This is a genomic window from Lysinibacillus sp. NPDC093197 (assembly GCF_044754025.1).
Taxonomy (GTDB): Bacteria; Bacillota; Bacilli; order Bacillales_A; family Planococcaceae; genus Lysinibacillus.
Window position 1 is genome coordinate 160,172 of the sequence record NZ_JBIVOH010000004.1, and the last position, 21,890, is coordinate 182,061.

At 35.9% G+C, this 21,890-nt stretch carries 17 protein-coding genes and 1 pseudogene; 2 read left to right on the forward strand and 16 right to left on the reverse strand.

Annotated features, from left to right (window positions below; translation table 11 throughout):
- Window positions 1-11 precede the first annotated feature (11 nt).
- Genes ACIP9G_RS13115 through ACIP9G_RS13125 form a run of 3 tightly spaced genes read right to left on the reverse strand, consistent with a single transcriptional unit; the run spans window position 12 to window position 3,306 of the window.
- On the reverse strand, window positions 12-527 hold the full coding sequence (locus ACIP9G_RS13115) for a MaoC family dehydratase (RefSeq protein ID WP_401019883.1): 516 nt from the start codon (window positions 525-527) through the stop codon (window positions 12-14).
- A 21-nt stretch (window positions 528-548) separates the two neighbouring features.
- The gene (locus tag ACIP9G_RS13120) at window positions 549-1,712 is read right to left on the reverse strand and encodes an acyl-CoA dehydrogenase family protein (protein WP_401019885.1); all 1,164 of its coding nucleotides are present in this window, start codon (window positions 1,710-1,712) and stop codon (window positions 549-551) included.
- A 22-nt stretch (window positions 1,713-1,734) separates the two neighbouring features.
- Window positions 1,735-3,306, reverse strand: a complete 1,572-nt coding sequence (locus ACIP9G_RS13125) for a class I adenylate-forming enzyme family protein (protein WP_401019888.1) — start codon at window positions 3,304-3,306, stop codon at window positions 1,735-1,737.
- A 136-nt stretch (window positions 3,307-3,442) separates the two neighbouring features.
- On the opposite strand from ACIP9G_RS13125, the gene ACIP9G_RS13130 reads away from it, so the two are divergent.
- The gene (locus ACIP9G_RS13130) at window positions 3,443-4,009 is read left to right on the forward strand and encodes a TetR/AcrR family transcriptional regulator (RefSeq protein ID WP_401019890.1); all 567 of its coding nucleotides are present in this window, start codon (window positions 3,443-3,445) and stop codon (window positions 4,007-4,009) included.
- Window positions 4,010-4,202: 193 nt separating this feature from the next.
- Entirely contained in the window at window positions 4,203-5,819 is a 1,617-nt protein-coding gene (locus tag ACIP9G_RS13135) for an MFS transporter (protein WP_401019893.1), read from the forward strand.
- 322 nt (window positions 5,820-6,141) lie between these two features.
- Here the strand turns inward: ACIP9G_RS13135 and ACIP9G_RS13140 are convergent, their stop codons facing one another.
- The 13 genes and pseudogenes from ACIP9G_RS13140 to ACIP9G_RS13200 all read right to left on the reverse strand — a co-directional run bounded on the left by ACIP9G_RS13140 (window position 6,142) and on the right by ACIP9G_RS13200 (window position 21,881).
- The gene (locus tag ACIP9G_RS13140; protein ID WP_401019896.1) at window positions 6,142-6,714 is read right to left on the reverse strand and encodes a hypothetical protein; all 573 of its coding nucleotides are present in this window, start codon (window positions 6,712-6,714) and stop codon (window positions 6,142-6,144) included.
- Window positions 6,715-7,027: 313 nt separating this feature from the next.
- The gene (locus ACIP9G_RS13145) at window positions 7,028-10,093 is read right to left on the reverse strand and encodes a putative Ig domain-containing protein (protein ID WP_401020176.1); all 3,066 of its coding nucleotides are present in this window, start codon (window positions 10,091-10,093) and stop codon (window positions 7,028-7,030) included.
- 416 nt (window positions 10,094-10,509) lie between these two features.
- A complete protein-coding gene (locus ACIP9G_RS13150; protein ID WP_401019899.1) occupies window positions 10,510-11,349 on the reverse strand; it encodes a GIY-YIG nuclease family protein in 840 nt (279 codons plus the stop codon).
- Between the two features lie 252 nt (window positions 11,350-11,601).
- Complete coding sequence (locus ACIP9G_RS13155; protein WP_401019902.1) at window positions 11,602-12,519, reverse strand: HNH endonuclease; 918 nt, start codon at window positions 12,517-12,519, stop codon at window positions 11,602-11,604.
- A 214-nt stretch (window positions 12,520-12,733) separates the two neighbouring features.
- The gene (locus ACIP9G_RS13160) at window positions 12,734-13,480 is read right to left on the reverse strand and encodes an alpha/beta family hydrolase (RefSeq protein ID WP_401019904.1); all 747 of its coding nucleotides are present in this window, start codon (window positions 13,478-13,480) and stop codon (window positions 12,734-12,736) included.
- A gap of 458 nt (window positions 13,481-13,938) precedes the next feature.
- Complete coding sequence (locus ACIP9G_RS13165; RefSeq protein WP_401019907.1) at window positions 13,939-14,541, reverse strand: DUF1643 domain-containing protein; 603 nt, start codon at window positions 14,539-14,541, stop codon at window positions 13,939-13,941.
- Between the two features lie 730 nt (window positions 14,542-15,271).
- Complete coding sequence (trhO, locus tag ACIP9G_RS13170; protein ID WP_401019909.1) at window positions 15,272-16,213, reverse strand: oxygen-dependent tRNA uridine(34) hydroxylase TrhO; 942 nt, start codon at window positions 16,211-16,213, stop codon at window positions 15,272-15,274.
- A 532-nt stretch (window positions 16,214-16,745) separates the two neighbouring features.
- The gene (locus ACIP9G_RS13175) at window positions 16,746-17,075 is read right to left on the reverse strand and encodes a hypothetical protein (protein WP_401019910.1); all 330 of its coding nucleotides are present in this window, start codon (window positions 17,073-17,075) and stop codon (window positions 16,746-16,748) included.
- An 11-nt stretch (window positions 17,076-17,086) separates the two neighbouring features.
- Window positions 17,087-18,823: a glycosyltransferase gene (locus ACIP9G_RS13180; protein ID WP_401019913.1), complete on the reverse strand. Its 1,737-nt coding sequence runs from the start codon at window positions 18,821-18,823 to the stop codon at window positions 17,087-17,089.
- Window positions 18,824-19,714: 891 nt separating this feature from the next.
- A pseudogene (locus ACIP9G_RS13185) lies at window positions 19,715-20,020 on the reverse strand (type I restriction enzyme endonuclease domain-containing protein); the annotation flags it as partial.
- Window positions 20,021-20,331: 311 nt separating this feature from the next.
- Complete coding sequence (locus ACIP9G_RS13190; RefSeq protein WP_401019916.1) at window positions 20,332-20,760, reverse strand: recombinase family protein; 429 nt, start codon at window positions 20,758-20,760, stop codon at window positions 20,332-20,334.
- Window positions 20,761-20,775: 15 nt separating this feature from the next.
- On the reverse strand, window positions 20,776-21,096 hold the full coding sequence (locus tag ACIP9G_RS13195) for a hypothetical protein (RefSeq protein WP_401019918.1): 321 nt from the start codon (window positions 21,094-21,096) through the stop codon (window positions 20,776-20,778).
- A gap of 152 nt (window positions 21,097-21,248) precedes the next feature.
- Window positions 21,249-21,881: a hypothetical protein gene (locus ACIP9G_RS13200; protein WP_401019921.1), complete on the reverse strand. Its 633-nt coding sequence runs from the start codon at window positions 21,879-21,881 to the stop codon at window positions 21,249-21,251.
- Window positions 21,882-21,890 lie beyond the last annotated feature (9 nt).

Genomic DNA, 21,890 nt, shown 5'->3' on the forward strand with positions numbered 1-21,890 from the left:
TCCCATTCCTCCTATTGTTGCACTTGCGCTTGATACGATAAGATTGTAAATGACTGCTTACAAACAATCTCATGGCGCTGATTTAAAAATGTATATAAAAATGTCGAGAAGTAACCTGGACCACGTGCCGTTTTCTTCAAAGGTGAGATTTCTTTCACGGACAGCGTATAACTAATGTCATCCCCAATTTTCATTGGCTCAAAATATTCTTGTACTTGCGCTGTCGCAACAATTGAAGAATAGCCATGCTCCTTTAGCAAATCTACTAAATGTTCCATTGAATTTTTTTCGCGCTCTACTTTTGGCCAAAGTGGATTCATCGTATACACTTGCACCTGAGTTGGTGGTGCGATAATTTTCCCATAGCGTGATGCCTTTGCATAAGCATCATCATGATACAGTGGATTAGCATCTTCCATCACTTCGCAATAATGGCGAATCATCGGACGGCATACTTCATCAGTGCCTTTTGTCACCTCTGATTCAATGCCGACTAGCGATTGTAGCATTTCTGTTGTTAATGACATGTCTTCGTTCCCTCCTCTGTATTAAGCACGGCGTAAGCCTAAACCAAAACGTGCCACTAAATCTCGTTGTACATCGTTGGCACCGCCACCAAATAAGAACACAAGGCGTTTCTTTGCATAATTTTCTGCATCGCCATTCGCTATTGCCCATTCAGAGCCCTCTCGCACTTGCCCAAATAGCCCCATAATATGCATACAAGAATCAAAAACACGCTGATTGATTTCGGCTGCAAACACTTTATTCATCGAAGGTCTAAATGGCGCTACTTGTTCATTGTCATGTCCCCATGCAGCACGGTAATTGAGTAAACGCAATACTTCTAAATTCATCTTCATTTGTGCAAAATGCTCTTTTACCCATGGACGATCAATGATAAGTTCACCATCAATCACGGCTTCTTGAGCAAATGCTAATGTTTCTTCCACCATACGCTCCATACGCGCATATGTAGAAAGCATTAAACGTTCAAGGGAAAGTTGTGACGTAATGTATTGCCAGCCTTTATTTTCTTCACCAACAAGCGCCGAAGCAGGTACGCGCACATTTTCATAATAGGTAACATTCGTTTCTTCACCCATTAGTGCCATTGGCGTAACAGAAAATCCTGGGTCTGTCGTTGGTACTAAAAATATCGAAATACCCTTATGTTTTGACACTGTTGTATCTGTTCGCGCTGCAAGCCAAATATAATCAGCAATATGTGCATTTGTCGTGAAAATCTTTTGACCGTTGATGACATAATCATCACCATCACGAACGGCTGTTGTTTCTAATGCAGCTAAGTCAGTACCTGCTTGTGGTTCTGAATAGCCAATCGCTATCTCCACTTCACCTTTTAATATTTTTGGTAGAAAATAATTTTTTTGTTCCTCAGTCCCTAATTTCATTAACGTTGGACCGACTGTTTCTAGCGTAATGAACGGAATATTGACACCTGTGCGATCTATTTCCTCGATAAAAATATATTGCTCAAGCGGTGTAAGACCTTGCCCACCATACTCCTTTGACCAACCAACACCGAGCCAACCATCATCACCAAGCTTTTTAATGTATGCCTTCCAAATAGGTCCCCCTTCTGGTGTTATTTTCAACTCCTCGATTAACTCCTCAGTTATTTGCTCCGCCAAGTACTCACGAATCGTCTTACGTAACAATTCTTGTTCTGCTGTTAATTCAAATTTCATTTCCCCCATCACCTTTCTATTTTTATTCCACTAAGTTAGTAGTATATTGATCACGTAAATCACGCTTTAATAACTTACCTGATGATGTACGTGGTAATTCCGTTGCAAATTCTATTATTCTAGGACATTTAAAACTAGCGAGTCGCTCTCGACAATATGCCGTAATATCCGCAATAGCGGGTGGTGCAAGTTCATTATTTGGAATAACGACTGCTAAAATCTCTTCGCCCCATTCCACACTAGGTACACCTATCACTGCTGCATCAGAAATTTCTGGATGCGCCATAAGCACATTTTCAATTTCCTGCGGTGCAATATTTTCACCACCACGGATAATCATGTCTGAGTTGCGACCTTTTAAAAATAAATAGCCATCCTCATCGAAGTAACCCATATCTTTTGTGTTGATCCAGCCTTCAATCATCGTTTCTTTCGATTCTTCTGGACGATTCCAGTAACCTTTCATCGCCTTTGCGGTTTTAATGTAAACGTTACCAATTTCATTAGGAGGTAACTCATTATGACCGTCATCGAGTATTTTAATGTCCACATTTGGCAACGGCTTTCCTACCGAATGTAAACGTTCAATCTTGCGTTCAATTTCTTCTTGTGTACCGACAAGCTTATGGTCATCTGGCCCTAACACAGCGACAGTAGATGTCGTTTCAGTCATGCCAAAAGCATTGGCAAAATCGACTGTTAAAGGGAACATCTCAATTGCCTGACGAATAATTGGGAATGGCATTGGTGCTGCCCCGTAGGATAAGCTTTGTAAACTTGAAAAATCAGTTTGTCCGAAGCGTGGATGATCAATAATACGTTTGAGCATCGTTGGCACTAAAAATGCGTGTGTTACTTGCTCTTGCTCTAGCGTATCTAGCCACGTATCTGCTTCAAACTGGCGAATCAATACAATACGGCGACCACCATAAATGCAGTTACAAATACTTGTAGCCCCCGCTACATGGTAATTTGGAACACATGTTAACGATGCGCCATTTGGCAAGCCCGTTGCCGCTTCGGTATGCCCCATCACATAATTCGTTAGCTGTGTATAAGTAAGCATGACCCCTTTTGGCAAACTCGTTGTCCCACTCGTATAGAGCAAAATCGCAATATCGTCTTCATCTATGTCGGCAAAGTCAATCATCGGCTCAGTATTCGCAATGTATGTTTCATACAATTCGTAACCATATGCGTCATCGCCTATTACAATCGTCTTATCAATGTTGCACATCGGATTATTTAAAAATTGCTCGATGGATTGGACATAGCGACCTTCAATAAGTAAAACTTTAATCTCGCTATCTCGTAGCATATACTCCAACTCTTCCAGCTTCGCACGATAGTTAATCGGCACAATTGTTGCGCCTAGTTGGAATGCTGCAAAAAAACTTTCTACCACTTCCGGGCTATTTGTTGAAATAACTCCCACTCGATCCCCATGTTTAACACCATCGGCTGCCAATCGACTAGCCAATGCACCTACACGCTGGGCAAGTTGCTCATAACTTAAACGCCGATTAAAAAAAGTTAAAATTTCTTGCTCTGGTGCAATACTTGAGGCAATTGACAATAGCAAATATGCGTTCATTCCGCCGCTCCCCCTTTATTGAATATTCAGAATATTATAGTCATTTCGATTATGATAATATATAATTTCGAATATAGCAATAATTCTTCAAAATTTTTTATTTAGAACCGAAAATTAAAAATTGTGGGGTGTTTTTATGAAGGTAAAAAAAGACCGTCGTGCACAGCATTCACGTAACTTAATCAAGCAAACGTATATTTCTTTAGTTCAAGAAAGAGGCTCTACCGTTGTTTCGATTACAGATATCGTCGCTCGTTGTAATATTAATCGCTCTACATTTTACATGCACTTTCAAACAAAGGAACACTTACAAAATCAAATTGTTTTGGATTTTATTGAAGATATTTGTGGGATTATGGCTCAGCATTCAGAGCCATCTCCAACTTTCTTTTTTCAATACGGTGTACAACATGCCATTTTTAGCTATGTCGAACAGCACTATGTCGCCTTCCACACATTTTTAACTTTTAGCGATTCTTTTATGAAAAGACTTTCTTCTGAAATCTATAACCAATTTTTAACTTTAGTAAAAGACAAGATGCCGGCACCTCAAATTGCTGCCACGTATTATGCGTCCGTCATTACAGGCATGATTTATCATTGGAGTGTTGAAACATATTATCAATATTCCGCACAATTTATAGCGCAAGAAACGACGAAACTTTTCGAAAGTAACATGCTTTGTCAGCAATTAAATGGTTAAAAGTAGAATACTGTCGAAACGTTAGTAAAAACCCATCAAAGTATAAGACAATGTTGTTTTTACGACATTTTCATAAAATTTGTGGATTGAATTCTTAAAAATATATCTCTTATAATGAGGCTTAATAAATTCTTGCAGAAGGAGATGCATTGGATTGTAAACGCTTTATTATCATTAAGGGGGATGATTAGAAATGGCAAGTACGGAAAACAAACCACAAGATGCAAAGGTCACAAGGGCACAATGGATTCAATTTTTAGCATTAGTTTTCGGGGCATTTGTAGCAATTGAGGCAATGGCATTTCAGGCACCGGCCATTCCGGTAATTTCGCAACATTTTAAACTACCAACCTATTTAGCTGGTTTAATTTTACTAACTTTTTATGTTGCTTCCGCTACACTGTATCCAATTGTTGGTCGTTTAGCAGATCAGTATGGTCGAAAAAAGATGTTGCTCATCGGCATGGTGATTTTCACGATTTCTGAAGTTGCCGCTGCAATAGCGCCAGATTTCACAGTCTTCCTAGTTGCGCGGGTATTCCAAGGGGTAGCAGTAGGCTTTATTTTACCAATCGCCATTGCTTATATCGGGGTCATTTTCCCACCCGAAAAACGAGGAATGGCATCGGGCATTTTTTCATCCGTACAAGCTATCGCTGCCATGTCAGGCGCTGCAATTGCAGGCTATTTAATTTTACAATATGGCTGGCCCATTATTTATTGGATTAGTGCGGCATTAGCGTTTCTTGGCTTAATTGTTGTCTTAATTTTCGTAGAGGAATCGAAGGGAGAAAAGCAATCATCCTTTGATTTCATCGGTCTCATCCTTATCTTTGTTACATCGATAACATTATTGTCCGTGTCCACAATCGGCAAAATGTTCGGCTTCTTTTCACCGTATACAATCATTACGTTAGCTGTAGGATTAGTTGCAATTGTGCTGTTGTGGATTTGCGAAAACCGCATGAACAATCCACTAATAGAGCTATCCCTATTGAAAATTAAACTATTTAGTATGGCGGTCGGCATTAACTTGCTTATCGTCGCAACCTTTATGCTATTCATCTATTGCATGAATTTCTTTATCTCCTCACGACCAGGCGGGGATGCATCCCAAACAGGATTATTTTACATGTTTTTATACGGGGCATCGTCGATAGGGGGCTTAGTCGTAGGTCGCTTATCAGATAAAATCAATGGCCGTTCCATTTTAATTGCCATTTTCTTTATCCCAACGATAATAATGTTTATCTTTACAATGCTTGACGCATCAACACCATTTAATATTATTGCGACATTAGCCGTTTGTCTGGGTTTCGTATCCGGAGCCAATACACCAATCTTAATGAAATTTGCCTTAAACGAAGTACCAAAAGAAAAACTAGCAGCAGGCGCAGGCCTATTCTCATTCATCCGCGACTTCGGCACACCATTAGGCTCTGTTTCAGGTATTGTGCTATTTTCTATTTTTAAAGACGCGGCATTTAAAGAAACGTTACTCAGTTCTGCAAATGAAGCTGGCATTGGGATCGAACATTCAGCAGCAATACTAGCCGCTGGTCAAACAGGTACTGTCGACAATAGTGCATTAGCTGAACATCTTACATCTTTAGGAGTATCATTCGAGTCCATCTTTACAACAGCAACTGCAGCCGGCCTTACATCCGCTGTCCATACGATCGCCTATATTGCGATGGCACTGTTTGCTACTATATTGTTCTTATGCTTCTTAATTCCGAAGACAAAGAAGGCACCGGCACCAGCAGTTATTGCCTCGGAAATGGTTGCTGTTGAGGAGACGGTTTCTTAGAGTTTGTTGCGAAATAGAAAAAGTGTTAGCTTGATGGCGATCAAGCTAACACTTTTTTGCCATGATGTGTTGATGTCCGCTACGGCGCTGGTTGGTATGTGCGGGTTGACGTGCGATTAACGGGCTTTTAGCGGCGATTTCTCTATGTTTACAGGCGATTCTCACGCTTTTAGCGGCGATTTCTTTAGGTTTACAATAAGGAGCAACCATCGCGGACGCACGGTTTGTTGCGTCTTGCATTGTGTGCTGTCCCCGCAGGAGTCACAACCTTCGCTACCATCAACTAGTGTTCTCTTCTAAATCTTAAAATAAGCATCCGTCATCAGACAGCCGTTTCAAGTTCCTCAAGAAGTGCAAAAACAAAAGAATATAATTGTGCTAACACTTCGTCAAGTGACTGCTGCTCACTAAATCCATCCAGCGCATCTAACGCAAGATTTACTTCCCAAAGACCGTCTTCCCCAGAAAATGCCGCACTATACGTCATCTTCTCATGTTGCAAATGTGCTTTTAAATACGAGTGCAAAAACTCACTGTACTTCTTTTGTAGTCGAAGCCCAAACAAGGCACTATACACACCAAACGCCCCGTCAAATTCAAGCGCAAACGAATCCACGCGAATCACATCAAAACGTTCAGACGTCACATACATAAATTCATTTGCATGCTCTTTTAAATATTGCACAGGCTTTGTCAGAAACGAAGTTGTTTCTTCTGCTACTAACTCTTCAGTTTCCTTATTGCAACGTTCGATTACTTCGAATTGCAGAGGGATTGTTTCTATTGTTGCATCCTCGTTTAACAATGAGTGCTTTTGAGCATACGACTTTTCTACGTCAATTAATTTAATATTGGCTTGCTCGTTTATTAATGATTCTATTTGGGTTTTTAACACCTATTATCCAGCTCCATTCGAGATTGCGTTAAATATTAGTATAGCTTAGGAAGGCGGTAATATGGAGAAAGTCACTTTATTTCGTTGCGAAAACCTTAATTAGTGACACCAATACGATGGCCTTTAAATAAGGAAAAGCACTTTCACTTCCTTTATTCTTAAAGAAGTGCATTCACTAATTTCCTGTTTTATTTACTTAAATTGTTCAGATTTTTCATTTGATTCATAAGCTTTATTGAATTAAGTAGAGCCATCTAAATATAGATGGCTCTACTACTGTCCAATATTTTAATGCATGCTATTAATCACTATATTATTTTGTTAAATTTAACGCTCTATACAAGATTGCAACGAATTGAGCTCTTGTAATGGAATCTTGAGGATTAAATTTCCCATTATCCCCTTGTACGATACCTAATTTTTCTAAACCAGCAACGTATCGATAACTCCAATGATTTTTAGATAAGTCTTCAAAATTACTTTCATCACCTAGTTCAAAATCAAAAGCAATTACAATAATTTTTGCCAATTGTGCGCGAGTTAAAAATTCATCAGGTTTAAATTGACCATTTGTTCCATCGACAATACCTGCTTGTTGAAGCAATTGAATTTCCTCGTAGTAAGGATGGGTTGGTAATATATCACTAAATGAAGCATTTTCACGTATTGGTTTTAAATCTAAGGCACGGTTAATCATAATAGCAATATGTTTTCTTAAAATCGGCTCATTTGGACGGAATGTGCCATCTGGATAGCCGTTAATAATACCTAAAGCGGCTATTTCTTCAATCATTTCTTTCGACCAATGTGTTGAAATGTCTGAAAAATTAGGTTTTTCTTCTTCTATGGATTCATCAATTTCTTTTTTATTTTCAATCCATTTTGCATACAAGGTTGTTGATACAGTTATAACATCTTTTTCGAAATCCCATTTAACTTTAAATTCAGGGTCTTTATACCACCCTTCAAATAGATAACCTTCTCTTTTAGGATTTTCAGGTTTTATTATATTTTTATTTTTTTCTAAACTTTGCATACCAATGGCACTTCCACCATTTGTATTAAAAATAATCTTATATTTATTTGGTTCTAATTTAATAGGTGTTGTTGACGTAGCATCGGTATTATTATATATAGGAATGTTGTTAATCTCATTCACCGTAACTATAATACTTTCTTCATCTGTTAACCTTCCATCACTTACACGCACAATAAACGTATAGCTACCTGGACCCTGTGCTTCCGTGGGTGTCCAAGTAAATACCCCTGTTGTCGCATTGATGCTCGCCCCTGTTGGTGCACCTACTAAACTGTAAGTTAATGTATCTCCATCTGCATCCGTTGCCGATGCTTTGAATGTCAATTGACTCTCCTCATTGACTGTTTTATTACCAATTGCTTGTAACACTGGGGCGCTATTTACTTTATTCACAGTAACGGTAATGCTTTCTTCATCTGTTAATAATCCGTCACTTACACGGACGATAATTGTATAGCTGCCTGGCCCCTGGGCTTTCGATGGCGTCCAGGTAAATACGCCTGTCGTGGCATTGATGCTCGCTCCTGTTGGTGCACCTACTAAACTGTAAGTTAATGTATCTCCATCTGCATCCGTTGCTGATGCCCTGAATGTCAGCTGACTATTCTCATTCACTGTTTTATTACCAATTGCTTGTAACACTGGGGCGCTATTTACTTCATTCACCATCACCGTGATGCTTTCTTCATCTGTTAACATTCCATCACTTACACGTACAGTAAATGTATAGCTGCCTGGACCCTGGGCTTTCGTTGGTATCCAGATAAAAACACCTGCCGTCGCATTTATGCTCGCTCCTGTTGGTGCACCAACCAAGCTATAGGTTAACGTATTGGCTGGTAAATCAGCGTCTGTTGCTATTGCAGTAAATGTCAACAGGTTACCCTCATTCACTGTTTTATTACCAATTGCTTGTAACACTGGGGCGCTATTTACTTCATTCACCGTAACCGTAATGCTTTCTTCAGCTAGTAACATTCCGTCACTCACACGCACGGTAAATGTATAGATACCTGGCCCCTGTGCTTCCGTTGGTATCCAAGTAAATACACCTGTCGTAGCATTTATGCTCGCTCCTGTTGGTGCATTGATTAAGCTATAAGTTAGTATATCTCCATCTGCATCTGTTGCTGAAGCAGTGAATGTCAGCTGACTATTCTCATTCACTGTTTTATTACCAATTGCTTGTAACACTGGGGCGCTATTTGCTTCATACACCGTCACCGTAAAGCTTTTTGAATCTATTAACATTCCGTCACTTACAAGCACGATAAATGTATAGTTACCTGGATAATGGGCTTCCGTTGGTGTCCAAGTAAATACTCCTGTCGTGGCATTGATGCTCGCTCCTGTTGGTGCACCGACTAAACTGTATGTTAATATCGCTGAATCCGAATCTGTTGCTGTCACCGTAAATGTCAACAGGTTACCCTTTTTCACTGTTTGATTACCTATTGCTTGTAACACTGGGGCGCTATTTACTTCATTCACCGTAACTGTGATGGTTTCAGCAGCTGTTAACATTCCGTCACTTACACGTACAGTAAATGTATAGCTGCCTGGACCCTGGGCTTCTGTTGGTGTCCAGGTGAATACACCTGTCAGGGAATTTATGCTTGCTCCTGTTGGTGCACCAACCAAGCTATAGGTTAACGTATTGGCTGGTAAATCAGCGTCTGTTGCCGATGCAGTAAATGTCAATTGACTTTCCTCATTAACCGTTTTATTACCAATTGCTTGTAACATTGGAGCGCTATTTACTTCATTCACCGTAACCGTAATGCTTTCTGCGTCTGTTAACATTCCATCATTCACATATACGGTAAATATATAGCTACCCGGACCCTGGGCTTCCGTTGGTGTCCAAGTAAATACACCTGTCGTCGCATTGATGCTCGCTCCTGTTGGTGCACCGACTAAACTGTATGTGAGTGTATCTCCATCTGCATCTATTGCTGATACAGTGAATGTCAGCTGACTGCCCTCATTCACTGTTTTATTACCAATTCCCGTCATTTTTGGTGGAGTATTTGTATTGTCAATCAATGAATGCACTTGTGCAACTGGGAAACTTAAAATGGAGTCGCCTGTAGCTGAGCTTACTCCTGTAATACTAGACAAAACGAAACCCACACCTGATTTAAACGAACCTGCAGCAGAAATATAACCAGCATACAAATCCCCACTGTAGCCACTTTCATACAATGAGGTCCCATCAAATGTCGCTGTTAAATTCGGCGCAAACGTTGTAGGCGCTGCCTCTATTTTTTGAGTTCCAAAATTTAAAAAACATGTTACCATCATCAAAGAAACAGTAAGCAACGCCATTTTTTTAATCACTATCAACTTCCTCTCCTTTCAATTCTATCTTTCTATTCTGACGAGCAATATTCTTTCTCAAACTAGAAGCCTATCTTCTGATATCAGAGGAATCTCACCTTACCTCCTTTAACTTGATCTTCAGTTCACTTTTTATATGTATGTATTCTATAGTAATAAGTACATACCCTTTAAAAGTACTATAGATAAAAACATGGTGATACTGACGAATGTTAATGATTAGAGCATTAACATTCAAAAAAATAACCTCTTAGCGATATTTATATGCTAGAGATTATTGATAGAGTGAAGGGTTACATAAAACATGAAGTGGTTTTCAAAGCATAAAAAAAAGCAGAGAGGTGTTCAACCCTCTCTACATTTCCTATTAGTGGAAAATATTTTTCCTATGTCATAAATAATTCTTCACAATATAATCAAACTAAATCCTTCAGACTATTTCCATTCCTATCTTTCCATTCAGTCAATCCATTCGCACTTCGCCCCATTACAATATCAGCTGCTGCTGACGGGCTAGTAAATAAAAGATCTTCCATTACTACAAATTCATCATTAACAACTTTTACTTGCTCTGTATGTAATAAATCATTTCTTTTGGCTAATAAACGCTCTGAATACGAATTTACAATGCTATTTGCAATCTTAGATCCTTTTAATACGACAAAACCTTCTTGTGTTTGAATACCTTTAGCATCGACACCACGGGTCGATTTTATAGATAAAACATCATTTGCATTTACATCTGAGCTATCTTTGATCTCTTCAAATAATTTATGACCCAATGTATTAACCATCATTGTAAGATTGCTAATATATTCATCCATTTCTGCTCGGTCAGCTTCAGAAATTGAAGGCATCGGAGGAATGTTCCCATTCATTAAAAAGTAACGATTTGCGACTTTTGCCTTTTCATATAACTTATTTTCAATGTACTTTATATGAGCTTTATTTAGATTCTCATCTTTACTTATAAATACAATCACTTCATTCCAAAAATCCTTTTCACGCAAATGGCTTTGTAATCGTATATAAACTTCCTCTGCTTCCCCTATGTAAACAGCTTCTTTATCTTCATTATTTCGACCGAATAACATATACACACCAGTAGAATTTAAGTTAGGACGATCCGAGCATTTTTTCACTTCGGTTCTTGGTATTCTATATGCTAGCCCTGTCCAGTTAGATAATTCACACGTTAATCTTCCACTTGGGTCTCCATCGATCAAGAACATTTTGATTGTTTTGCCAAAACTCATTACAACCACTCCTATTAATTCATATGCACAATCTGCTATTACACAACCACTTTATTTTGTGCCTCAATATCCCGCACATCACACGCGCTCAAATCGTGCACCTCATTTATATGTATTTATAGGTCATTTATAATCTTATGTATTATTATTTTACCACTAAATTATTATTTTCAACTTCTAATTTTAGAATAAATTTACTAATAACGTACATTAGAAAATAAAAAAGCAGAGAGGCTTTAATTCTCTCTCTGCTTATTGAAATATATTTTTCCGATGCCATCTAAAATACTGCTTATTCTCTTCATACCTTGAAACCTTCATCTTTTGATGAATATTATACATTCCATAATTCGTTGCTGGAATTCGTTCTGAAATGTGAATTAAGCCTGTTCCATCAAATGTAATATAACCTTGATCGTATAATGCGTCATGATTACAGCAAAGCAATACACCATTATACGGATCTAACCGTTCTTCATTTGAACTTTCCCGCCAAGGCTTAGAGTGGCTTGCACGTAGAAGCGCCGGTAGCTCAATACCACAAAGTGCGCATTGATGATTCCATAAAGGTAATAATGCTGCTTTAAATTTTTCTTGGCCAATACGGATTTTACGTTTTGCTTCCGCTTCTGTTTCGGTAATCACTGGAATAAGCGTATTTCGTTCTGTACGTACTACCGTGCCAATCGCAAATTCTAGCTGTTCATCATCCACTTGATAAATATTCATTTCACTAATAATATCTAATAGCTTGATCGCAAGTTCTTCATTACATGGATATAAATAGCCTTGGTTTCCATCCCCATCTTGCTGGAAAGCTGAGTATTTAACAGGCAATAACACTTTCAACTCATTAAAGTAATCTTTAATCGTTAATGGTTGTTCTAATTCATGGTATTGCAGCCTCACTAGAAAACCTTGCTCTTCCCACTGGTCATATGATGTCAGAGAATTAGGCTTTTTGCCTTCCTCACAATCAGACAGCGCAATACTAATTGCAACGATCTTGCCTTTTACGTAATGAAAAATACGATCGCCTGAGCTCACTTCCTCCATACGTCGCCATGAGTGCGGAGTGCTCCCGCCTTTATCTTTTTGTGGTGACCAGATAATTTCTGCTTCTTTTTCTTCTTGATAGGTGTGCCCTTGCATGACGATGTAGTGGTTCATTATGTTCTCCTCTTCTATTCATTACTTCTATTATAGCTAAAATATTGAAGGTATTTATATAATTTATAGTTATTCTAGTATATAAACTCCTTTTAATTTCGTAATCCCATTCACAATTAAAATAAGCCATAGTGCTCCTTTCACAATAGGGCAACCTATGGCTCTTATATTTTTAAATAATTAACTTTTACCTAATTCTTTTCTCGAATTATTCCTAATTCAAACTATCCAACATTTCAACAATATATTGTGAAGTTTCCATCATCTGCTGTTTATTTGTAATAGAAGATTCACCGTCACCTTTTTGATGACCATAATCTCCAAAACCTCCATGATTGCCACCGTTTATTTCGATAAAACGTGCGTCACTTGGCATAACATTTTTTGCATCTTTTACTTTGTTTAAGTCTGCAACTTTGTCATTGCTTCCCCACAGTGACAAGACTTTTATTGGTTGACTACTTAGATTTGTTTTTGATTGGGGATAGGATGCTAATAGTACCAAGCCTTTTATATTATCATTTTTTAGTGCATAATCTGCTGCCATGACGCCCCCTAAAGAATGTCCTCCGATCACCCAAGTATCAATTTCTTTATGATTATTTATTATACTGTCTGCTTTATTCGGTGAAAAAATGGCTAAGTTAAAGCTCATTTTCGCAATACTAACGTTATAACCTTTTGCTGCTATCTCTTTAGCGATTGGTGCATATGCGGAAGCTTCTACCTTTGCTCCGGGATAAAAAATAAAGCCGATATTTTTAGCATTCGATACGGGTTCAAATAAAATATTGCCATTTTCTTCAACTTTAACGACTTCGTCAGATTTCAAACTATCCAAAGCTAATGAACTGGCCTTATAATATGAACTTACATAAATAAAAAATCCTGCAACTAGCAGTATTAACAAAGCAAAAATTCCAGTGAAAATTTTAAATTTTAGAGATTTCTTTTGTTTCATCGTATATCCTCCTATCCTATTTATTATATTCAGCTTTGCAAAAATGTTTTAATTGTTCACAGTATCCACTTCACCCATTCATACTAGCCCTGAAATATGCTCGTTTACATTTTGCTCTGTCCATTTTTCATCATCAAGATTGACTAATTCACTCATAATTTTTAATTTCAAACTTTGGTCGATGACTTTTCGGAACACTCCAACTATACGGACGTTGACATGATGGTAAAGCTGATTTCATACCAGAGCCATCCTTCAATCCCCCCGACAAAGTTTAACATTATATTAATGATAGCACCCGCATCTCGTTTTCACTTGGAGGTGCAAAGTGACATAACTTACTTTGCACATAAAAAACACCACCTCAAATGAGATGGCTAGATCATTTTAGATATTAAACTAAGGTTTACATTTTATAGATTAATTAATAGGGGAATGGGATATTAGATCCCAATACTTTATCCCTCAATATTGTATCTTTTTAATTTCCAAGAATAAGCCCAAGTTCGAGGATGCCTTGGATACCCCTCTTGCGTCAAATCCTCCATATGATAGATTTCCTTGTTTTTAATTAAACGAAAAATTTCTTGAATCCTATTGTCATAATCAAATATGTATCCTTTTCCCCAAGCAATAATTATTAATTGTGCATCTTTGTTAGCCATTTCAATTATCGTATTATTATTATATTTTCCTTCAGTATCTATCCCTTTAACAAAATCCAAACTTTGTACTGAAATATACTCATCGACTTTTTCTTGATATATCTCGCATACTACATAAAGATTAGTAATAATAATTTTCCCTATATTCTGTAAAACACCAGCAGAGTTATTTAACGAAACGTATTTGATAATACGATTAAGAGTGTTGTCGGAAATTTCCTCATTTGCCTTACTTGGATTGATCATCATTAGATGGACAGCTTTTTCGCTATCACCATTCTTCAATTCTATATCTAACCTATATCTCCTATTAGTCTCAATATCATAATGTACTAATTTAACATTTTTCACATACTCATTCTTATAGTAGAAAATTCTTTTTCTTGCTCTTTCCATAACTACCCCTCCTCTATATATGAATTATCTATGGAGTAAATATTTCAATGTATTCATTACAAAAACCAACAGATTATTTAACCGTATGATTTCTGTTACTGAAAAACTTTCAAATATTAAATCTACTAACCCTTAATGTTTTATAATTAAATAAAGGTAAATTTTATTATAATTCCCCATCTTATATATACGGATTAATTTTTATTATACGCCCTTTTTTTCTTCCTTTACATAATTTTTCATTGTATTCAGAATAAACAGTATAAATATATAATGAATTGAAAACGAATATACTTTTACAAGTCTTTTTGACAAACTCGAAGTAAATGTCAATGATTTAATGGATTGTAGCCGTGTTGAAGTAAAAGTTGAATGTGATTATTGTAAAAATCCTTTAAAAGAGATATTTAGAAGTGTAGGATGTACTTACTCCTAGCATCCACAGTAATTTTATTAATTTAAAGTGTGCCCCTCTGCTTATACCCATAATAAGACAAAAAAGAATCCCATCTATTAAAAGACAAGATTCTTTAAACTCAAACATTTTTGCTAGTAGTGTATTCCAATAAAAATTACAATGAATAAAAAACACCCTATGTAAGCAAGCAGACTAGTCCAATTTTGAATTGGATAGTTTGAACACTTACATAGAGTGGTCTAAGCACCTCTATATTGTTGGTTAAGGTTATGAAAGATTAATGACATTTTTTATTTAGACAGTTTTTCATGCTTACGCTTCTAACGCCTCAATTGTTTGAGCAACTTGCTCTTCTGTTAAATTGTGACGCACGATGTAGCGATTGCGCACATGCTTTGTACATTCTATTGTACAGCCCCCTAAATGCTTTGCTTCATTTTCTTCAGTCGCAATGATTTGCTTGTTACATTCAGGGTTTGCACAGTTAATGTAACGTTCACAAGGTTCACCGTCATAGTGATCACGACCGATAATCACATGCTCTACTTGATTGATTGGCACCGTTAAACGCTCATCAAATACGTACATTTGACCGTCCCATAATTGGCCTTTTGCAACAGGGTCTTTTCCGTATGTTGCAACACCGCCATGTAATTGACCGACATCGCCAAAGCCTTCACGTTTCATCCAGCCTGAAAACTTCTCACAACGAATCCCACCCGTGCAATATGTTAAAACATTTTTCCCTTCGAATAGCTCGCGGTTTTCACGTACCCATTCTGGTGTATCACGGAAGTTTTCTACATCTGGTCGAATCGCGCCACGAAAATGGCCGACATCGTATTCATACGTGTTACGCACATCTAATACTACTGTATTTTCATCTTGCATTTCAGCAAGGAATTGTTCTGGTGACAGGTAGCGACCTGTTAATTCATGCGGGTTAACGTCTGCTTCTAAGCCTAAGTTTACTAACTCAGGACGTGGGCGTACGTGCATTTTTTTGAATGCGTGGCCATCTGCCGCATCAATTTTGAAGACAATCCCTTCAAATAATGAGTCTGCTTGCATGTTTGCCATGTATTGCTCTGTTTGCTCAATTGTACCTGATACCGTACCGTTAATGCCCTCATTGGCTACTAAAATACGACCTTTTAAACCGATTTCTTTACACATTGCTAAATGCATTTCCGAAAACGCCGCTGGATCTTCAATTTTCGTGTAATGGTAATATAATAAAACTTGATAATTCATTTGTTTCCACCTATCATTTCATATATTTGCAGGATATACCTGATAGTCTATTTTACGACCTAATAACCATAAAGGATTTTCATTTAATATGCTATCGGTAATTAGGCTGAAATGGGTATAATTTTATTTTTAAAGAATTTGGGAAGAGGTTAGCGGAGCTTTTTTTATAAAGAAGTGTTTTTCCACGATATGGCGCGATTGTTGAATAAACTACTTATTATTAAAATTACACATTATATTGATTATCTAAGATGTGAATATTCAACTATAAAATTTCCTAAAATATAATAAAGCATAAACTTTCCATTTGGGAAATTTATGCTTTACGGCACTATTTAACAGTATTTGTACTGCTATATATTATGTATGGAGACGGCGGGAGTCGAACCAACCGTCTCAAAGTACTGATATATCAATAGCTGCGGGGGCAATTGATTTTTTTGACTACGTTTTTGACTACGAAATACAAATAATGCTCTATGTATTAAGCTAATTAAAATAAAATAATGTAATTTTGATTTAATTCTTAATCCTAGCATTTCTCATCTTCGTTTAAAGATTTCAATAATTCTCTACCTCTATCCAAATCAAATGAAATATTTGAAGTTAGTAGTTCTTGTAGTAATTTAGATAGTTCTATAATATATGTGTCTATTAATTCATCTTCAAGTGTATCATAACCTAATTCTTCTAAAATCGTATCACCAATTTCTAGAATGTCCTTATTTTGTAAAATTTTATTTGAATTTTCTATTTCAATTTCATAATCAGGGTCATTTTTACCTTTAGTCAATACACTCACTATATAATGTATTATTTCAATTGCATCTTCTTTTTCAAGACTTCGAATTAACTCAAACATAAAATACCTCCTTAAATATCAATATTTATCAATTCTATTAATGCTCCCGGCAATTCCTTTATCAAAAATTCCTGTGAAAAGACACCATCTTTTTTATTATGTGGAGCTGCTTTTACTATAGCTTTTACCTCATAAGTAGAGATAGCATAAATAACTGGTCTAAAATCACCTATTTGCGCAGCATGTATAATCTCACTTATCAGGAGTTCTTGTTGTTCAGATATAACTCCCTGTTGTTTTTTTTCACTAAGAGCCCTGTAAAGACCTACTTTATGTTTTGCAATAGTGGCACCTTCCTGACCACTCCCTATTTCCCAAGTTAACTTTTTATATATTTCCAGTGGGTTAGCAGAGGCCGGATTTGTTTCTTTAGCATCAAATTTAGGAGCACACCAAGCATAATGAGTATCATTAAAATAATTTTTTGAAATTAGGTATGATAGATGTGTAGAAGTTGAAAATAAAAAAGGAGTTGTAATAGGTAAACAATCTTTTTGATTATTATTTATATTTATTTTATCGCTTTTTTTAAAATTCATATCACCATAATTATCCAGTATACTTTCTAAATCAATATTAGAGAAAAAGTCCTCTGCTGTTTTTTTCCAAGAAAATTCTTCTAATTGTTTTTTTAAATTTTTCGCATTTCTTCTAGATTTCGTTAAATCATTTTTAACTTCTTTAATACGAGAAGATACAACTTCTAAATTTGTATTAAAATCACCTGTAATTTCCACACCATAAATACATCCTGTATAGCTGCCACCAAGATTATCTAGAAATTTATATAGCCCTGTATCTACGGATAAAATTAGTGGTATTTCTGCAGAAATAGCTTCCCACCCTACCAAACCGAAACCTTCATGTGTAGATAGCATCATAGAAATATCTTGGACTCTAACAATATCATACAACTCTTCTCTATCTTTATAACCTAGCCCTAATACACTAACCAGTTTATTACTATGTTCAAATCCGAGATCTTGTAATTCTTTTTGCTTTGCTATTAATTCTTTATCGTCTAATCCTACTACTGTTAATACACTATTATTAAATTTATCTTCTGCACATGCTTTAAAAAAAGAAGCTATAGCCAATTTACCTTGCTTAACAATTTCATCACCACCACCAAGTCGACCATACACAATCCCACTAAAATCTCCATGTGGTTCTAAACTCTCTAAATCCGCTATTCCAGGAATTAATTCATATACTTCTGGATTTGGATTATCTTTTGTCCTTATTTTATTTATTGCAGATTCAACTAGATAAGGACCTACAGCATATACCAAATCTGCTTGTTCTAAAACCCTTTTTTGCAATTTATCTCTTTGATTCGCTTCTTCTCCACTTCCAGATTTTGATGCATAGTATTTTAAGTAATTCATATGATGAATAACTGCACTTTTAGAATTATTCCCCAAGTATTTGTCTAATTTTACACATTCAATAGCTTTAAAACCTGTGATTATATCATGACCTATCCAACAAATCACTTGATTATGTCCATTTTTTTTGACTTCATCAAATATTACACTACTATTAAATCTCCCTTCTATTAGTATTACTTCAATACCCAATTTTTTAGCACTTTCTATATCTTTATTGTGGGCTTCTTTAACTACACAAACAATTTTACATTTAGCTTTGTACGAATCAGCTATTGCTTTCACAAAATCGTAGTTAAATGAATTTATTCCTCCTTCATTGGTTCCCCAATGTGTTGCTATAAACACTAATGAAGACATCAACTTCCCCTCCCGTTATTCGGTAATTATTTAAAACATTATTACTATTAAGAACCTTTTTGACATCTGACAAATATTCGAAACAGTAATTCTAAACCTATTTTATACCATTTATTCAATACCTTTGATGCACGACATATTTACCTATTGTCATAAAAAAACATTAGGTGGCGCATCATGTGAACTCAATTATGTATTATTCAATCAGTCGTCATTCTGACTTTAGAGCCTATCTCAACTATGATAAATTTAGTAAAGTATTTGCTAATATCCTCATATGTATCCATTACGGCTTTCTATTATCATATTTTAACATTCAGTCAAAATGAACATTTTTTATTTGCTCTATTAATCATTAATAACATATATTCTATCTACACTTTATATTCTAATGTCCCTCCCCATTTCTATGACTTGGAAAATACTTAGATAATGTCATAAATTTATACTCCTATTTATAACTATCATACTAATATTCATTTCTACTCTACTGCCCTTAACACCAATTATGAGAAATCTAGATTATCTCTCTGAATTTAAATGTAAATAAATACATTTATGTATTTTCAGAGTGTCGACAAACTAAATTCGTAACAAAAAGTTATCATATGTCGGCATTTGATTTTTGTTTTCTATGTTCAAATGTTTTTCTGAATCCTTGAAAATAAAGGGTTTAGAAAATCTAAAAAGAATTGTGCTTATAGGCGTCTAATTTAAAAATAATAGACAAAGTCGAAAAAATCGACTTTGTCTACAGTCTGTAAATACATTTATGTATTTTTTAATTATAATACATTTATCTTTTATTTACGATCTCAAAATAGCTATCCACCTATCTTTAAAATCAAAAAAGGTAATCAAGCATCTGTAAGATGTTTGACTATCAAATATTTAATAATTCAAATCAAATGTCATCTGAGCCATTAATTCTGCCCGCTTAATCACCATATCAACAGCATCTTTTTGAACATATGTTGGATAACCGTATTGTTTTAACAAACGCTTTAAAGCTCGACGCATTTTTGCACGTGCATTTTCGCTTAAATTCGAGTCAATAGACTTGTTTTCTTTAATCGATTTAGTTCATTCATGTGCAATCAATTTCAATGTATCGCCACCTAACACAAGCTCTGCTGTTTGGTGTGAAGCTAATTCATCATAGAATGCAACTTCTTCCTTAATTAAACCTGCTTGTTTACGGTTGAATAATGTGGTTATAAAAGACAGGTTTCTCCTTACAATTCAAAATAATAATTCGAAAAAAATTTTAAATAAAGTGGAAAATTTCACCTCCGTGTTTTGCTATTTTGGAGACCATAGATAGGGTATATATAAAAATACCGCTCTGTAAAATAGAAAGGCCTAGCAATCAATTATGATTACTGAGCCTTAGTATCTTCTTTCAAAGTTTTATAAATCGTACTTCGCCAAATCGGCAGCACTTTCCCTGCCTTCAAATAACTTCACAACCGGTGTTTCGTCGCTGCATCAACATCTGGACACCCACCTTATCGCCCACGTTTACGAACAGCATCAAGGCCATCTTTCGTTCGTTGCTGAATAATATCACGCTCAAACCCCGCAAAAACTGTCAGCATTCCAAACATCGCCCGTACGGTCGGTATTGTCGTATCAAAACTATCCTGAATACTCACAAAATCAATCCCTCGCTGCATCATTTCGTCCGGCAGCTGATAAAGCTCCTTTGTGCTACGCGCCAAGCTGTCCAATTTATAAACAACAAAGCGATTGCCAGTTGCAGCCGCCTTTAAGGCATTCGTAAGTTCCGTCCGCTCCGTTTTACTTGTTGAAATCTTTTCCACATAGAGAATTAATTCCATATTCTGCTCACTAGCATACTTCTCAATCGCCAACTGCTGCATATGCAAATTCTGATCTTCCGTGCTCACACGTGCATAGCCGTTGACTCGGTTCATCTATAACACTTCCTTCTAGTTTTTATAAGCAGCTTTTTCATAGGTTGCTAAGTCAAAGTGTTGGAATAGCCCTCCGATTGTCGTAAAGCTGCACGGAGCCTCTTTTGCCACAACTGGAAACGCTTCTTTAAACCATGCTCTACTGAACTCATTTGTCGCCTGCAGTTCTTCAAAAGATTTCTCCAACACCGCATACGCCACTTTTTTAGAATTTCCATTTTGGCCAATTGAATAATGAAACCCATCCGAATCCACTTTGGTAATCGTACTTTGCACATTGGGCTTATCGAACGTCAACCCTATGACAATCGCTTGCTTGAACTCATTGAATGACATAAAGCCCTCTCCATTCGTCTTTAACCATACGCTTTATATAACATCTATAATAGACAAGTAAATAGACAAAAATAACGAAAAACATCCTGCCTAAACGTTGATTTAGGCAGGATGTTTAATTTGTCTATAAAACGGTGGTTAAATAGAATTATTTATTTAATATTAAAATATAAGTCGGGATTTTTGACTATAATATCTATTTGATTCCCAATAGCCAAATTCTGTTTATCTCTCTTACTAAGCAGAATCCCTGTTTGATTTACTTCAACATTACTGTCTGAATAAGAAAATTCGATTTCATAGATATTTAATTTAAATAGAATGTTCAATACAGGGTTTACGTAAATTAAATCGTTTTTTATATAAATATACCCTATGATGCTTCCTAAAAAAACAAATTGAATTACGCCTAGTAATGAAGTTAAATCCAGAGTGATAAAGGGAAAAATGTATACTGCAAAATAATTGGTCACCGTGGAATGATTAATATTTATTATTTCTTGAACAGTTACCGAACTAACATCATTATCATCCAATGAACTAATAAGTCGTTTTACAAGTATAAGCAGTGTAATTATTAATAGAGATAAAATAAGTATTAAATAGAATTCAAAATACAAATGTATAATCTTTAGATTTTGAAAAATCAATGTTGGATTTGTAATTTGAAAATCAAATTTCACCTTTAAATTTTCAAATAAACTAAATATATTTTGAATAATTATTATGATGAACAGTGGTATATAAGAAGATAAAAACAATGTTATTTGTACAGATTTCTCCATTATTACGCC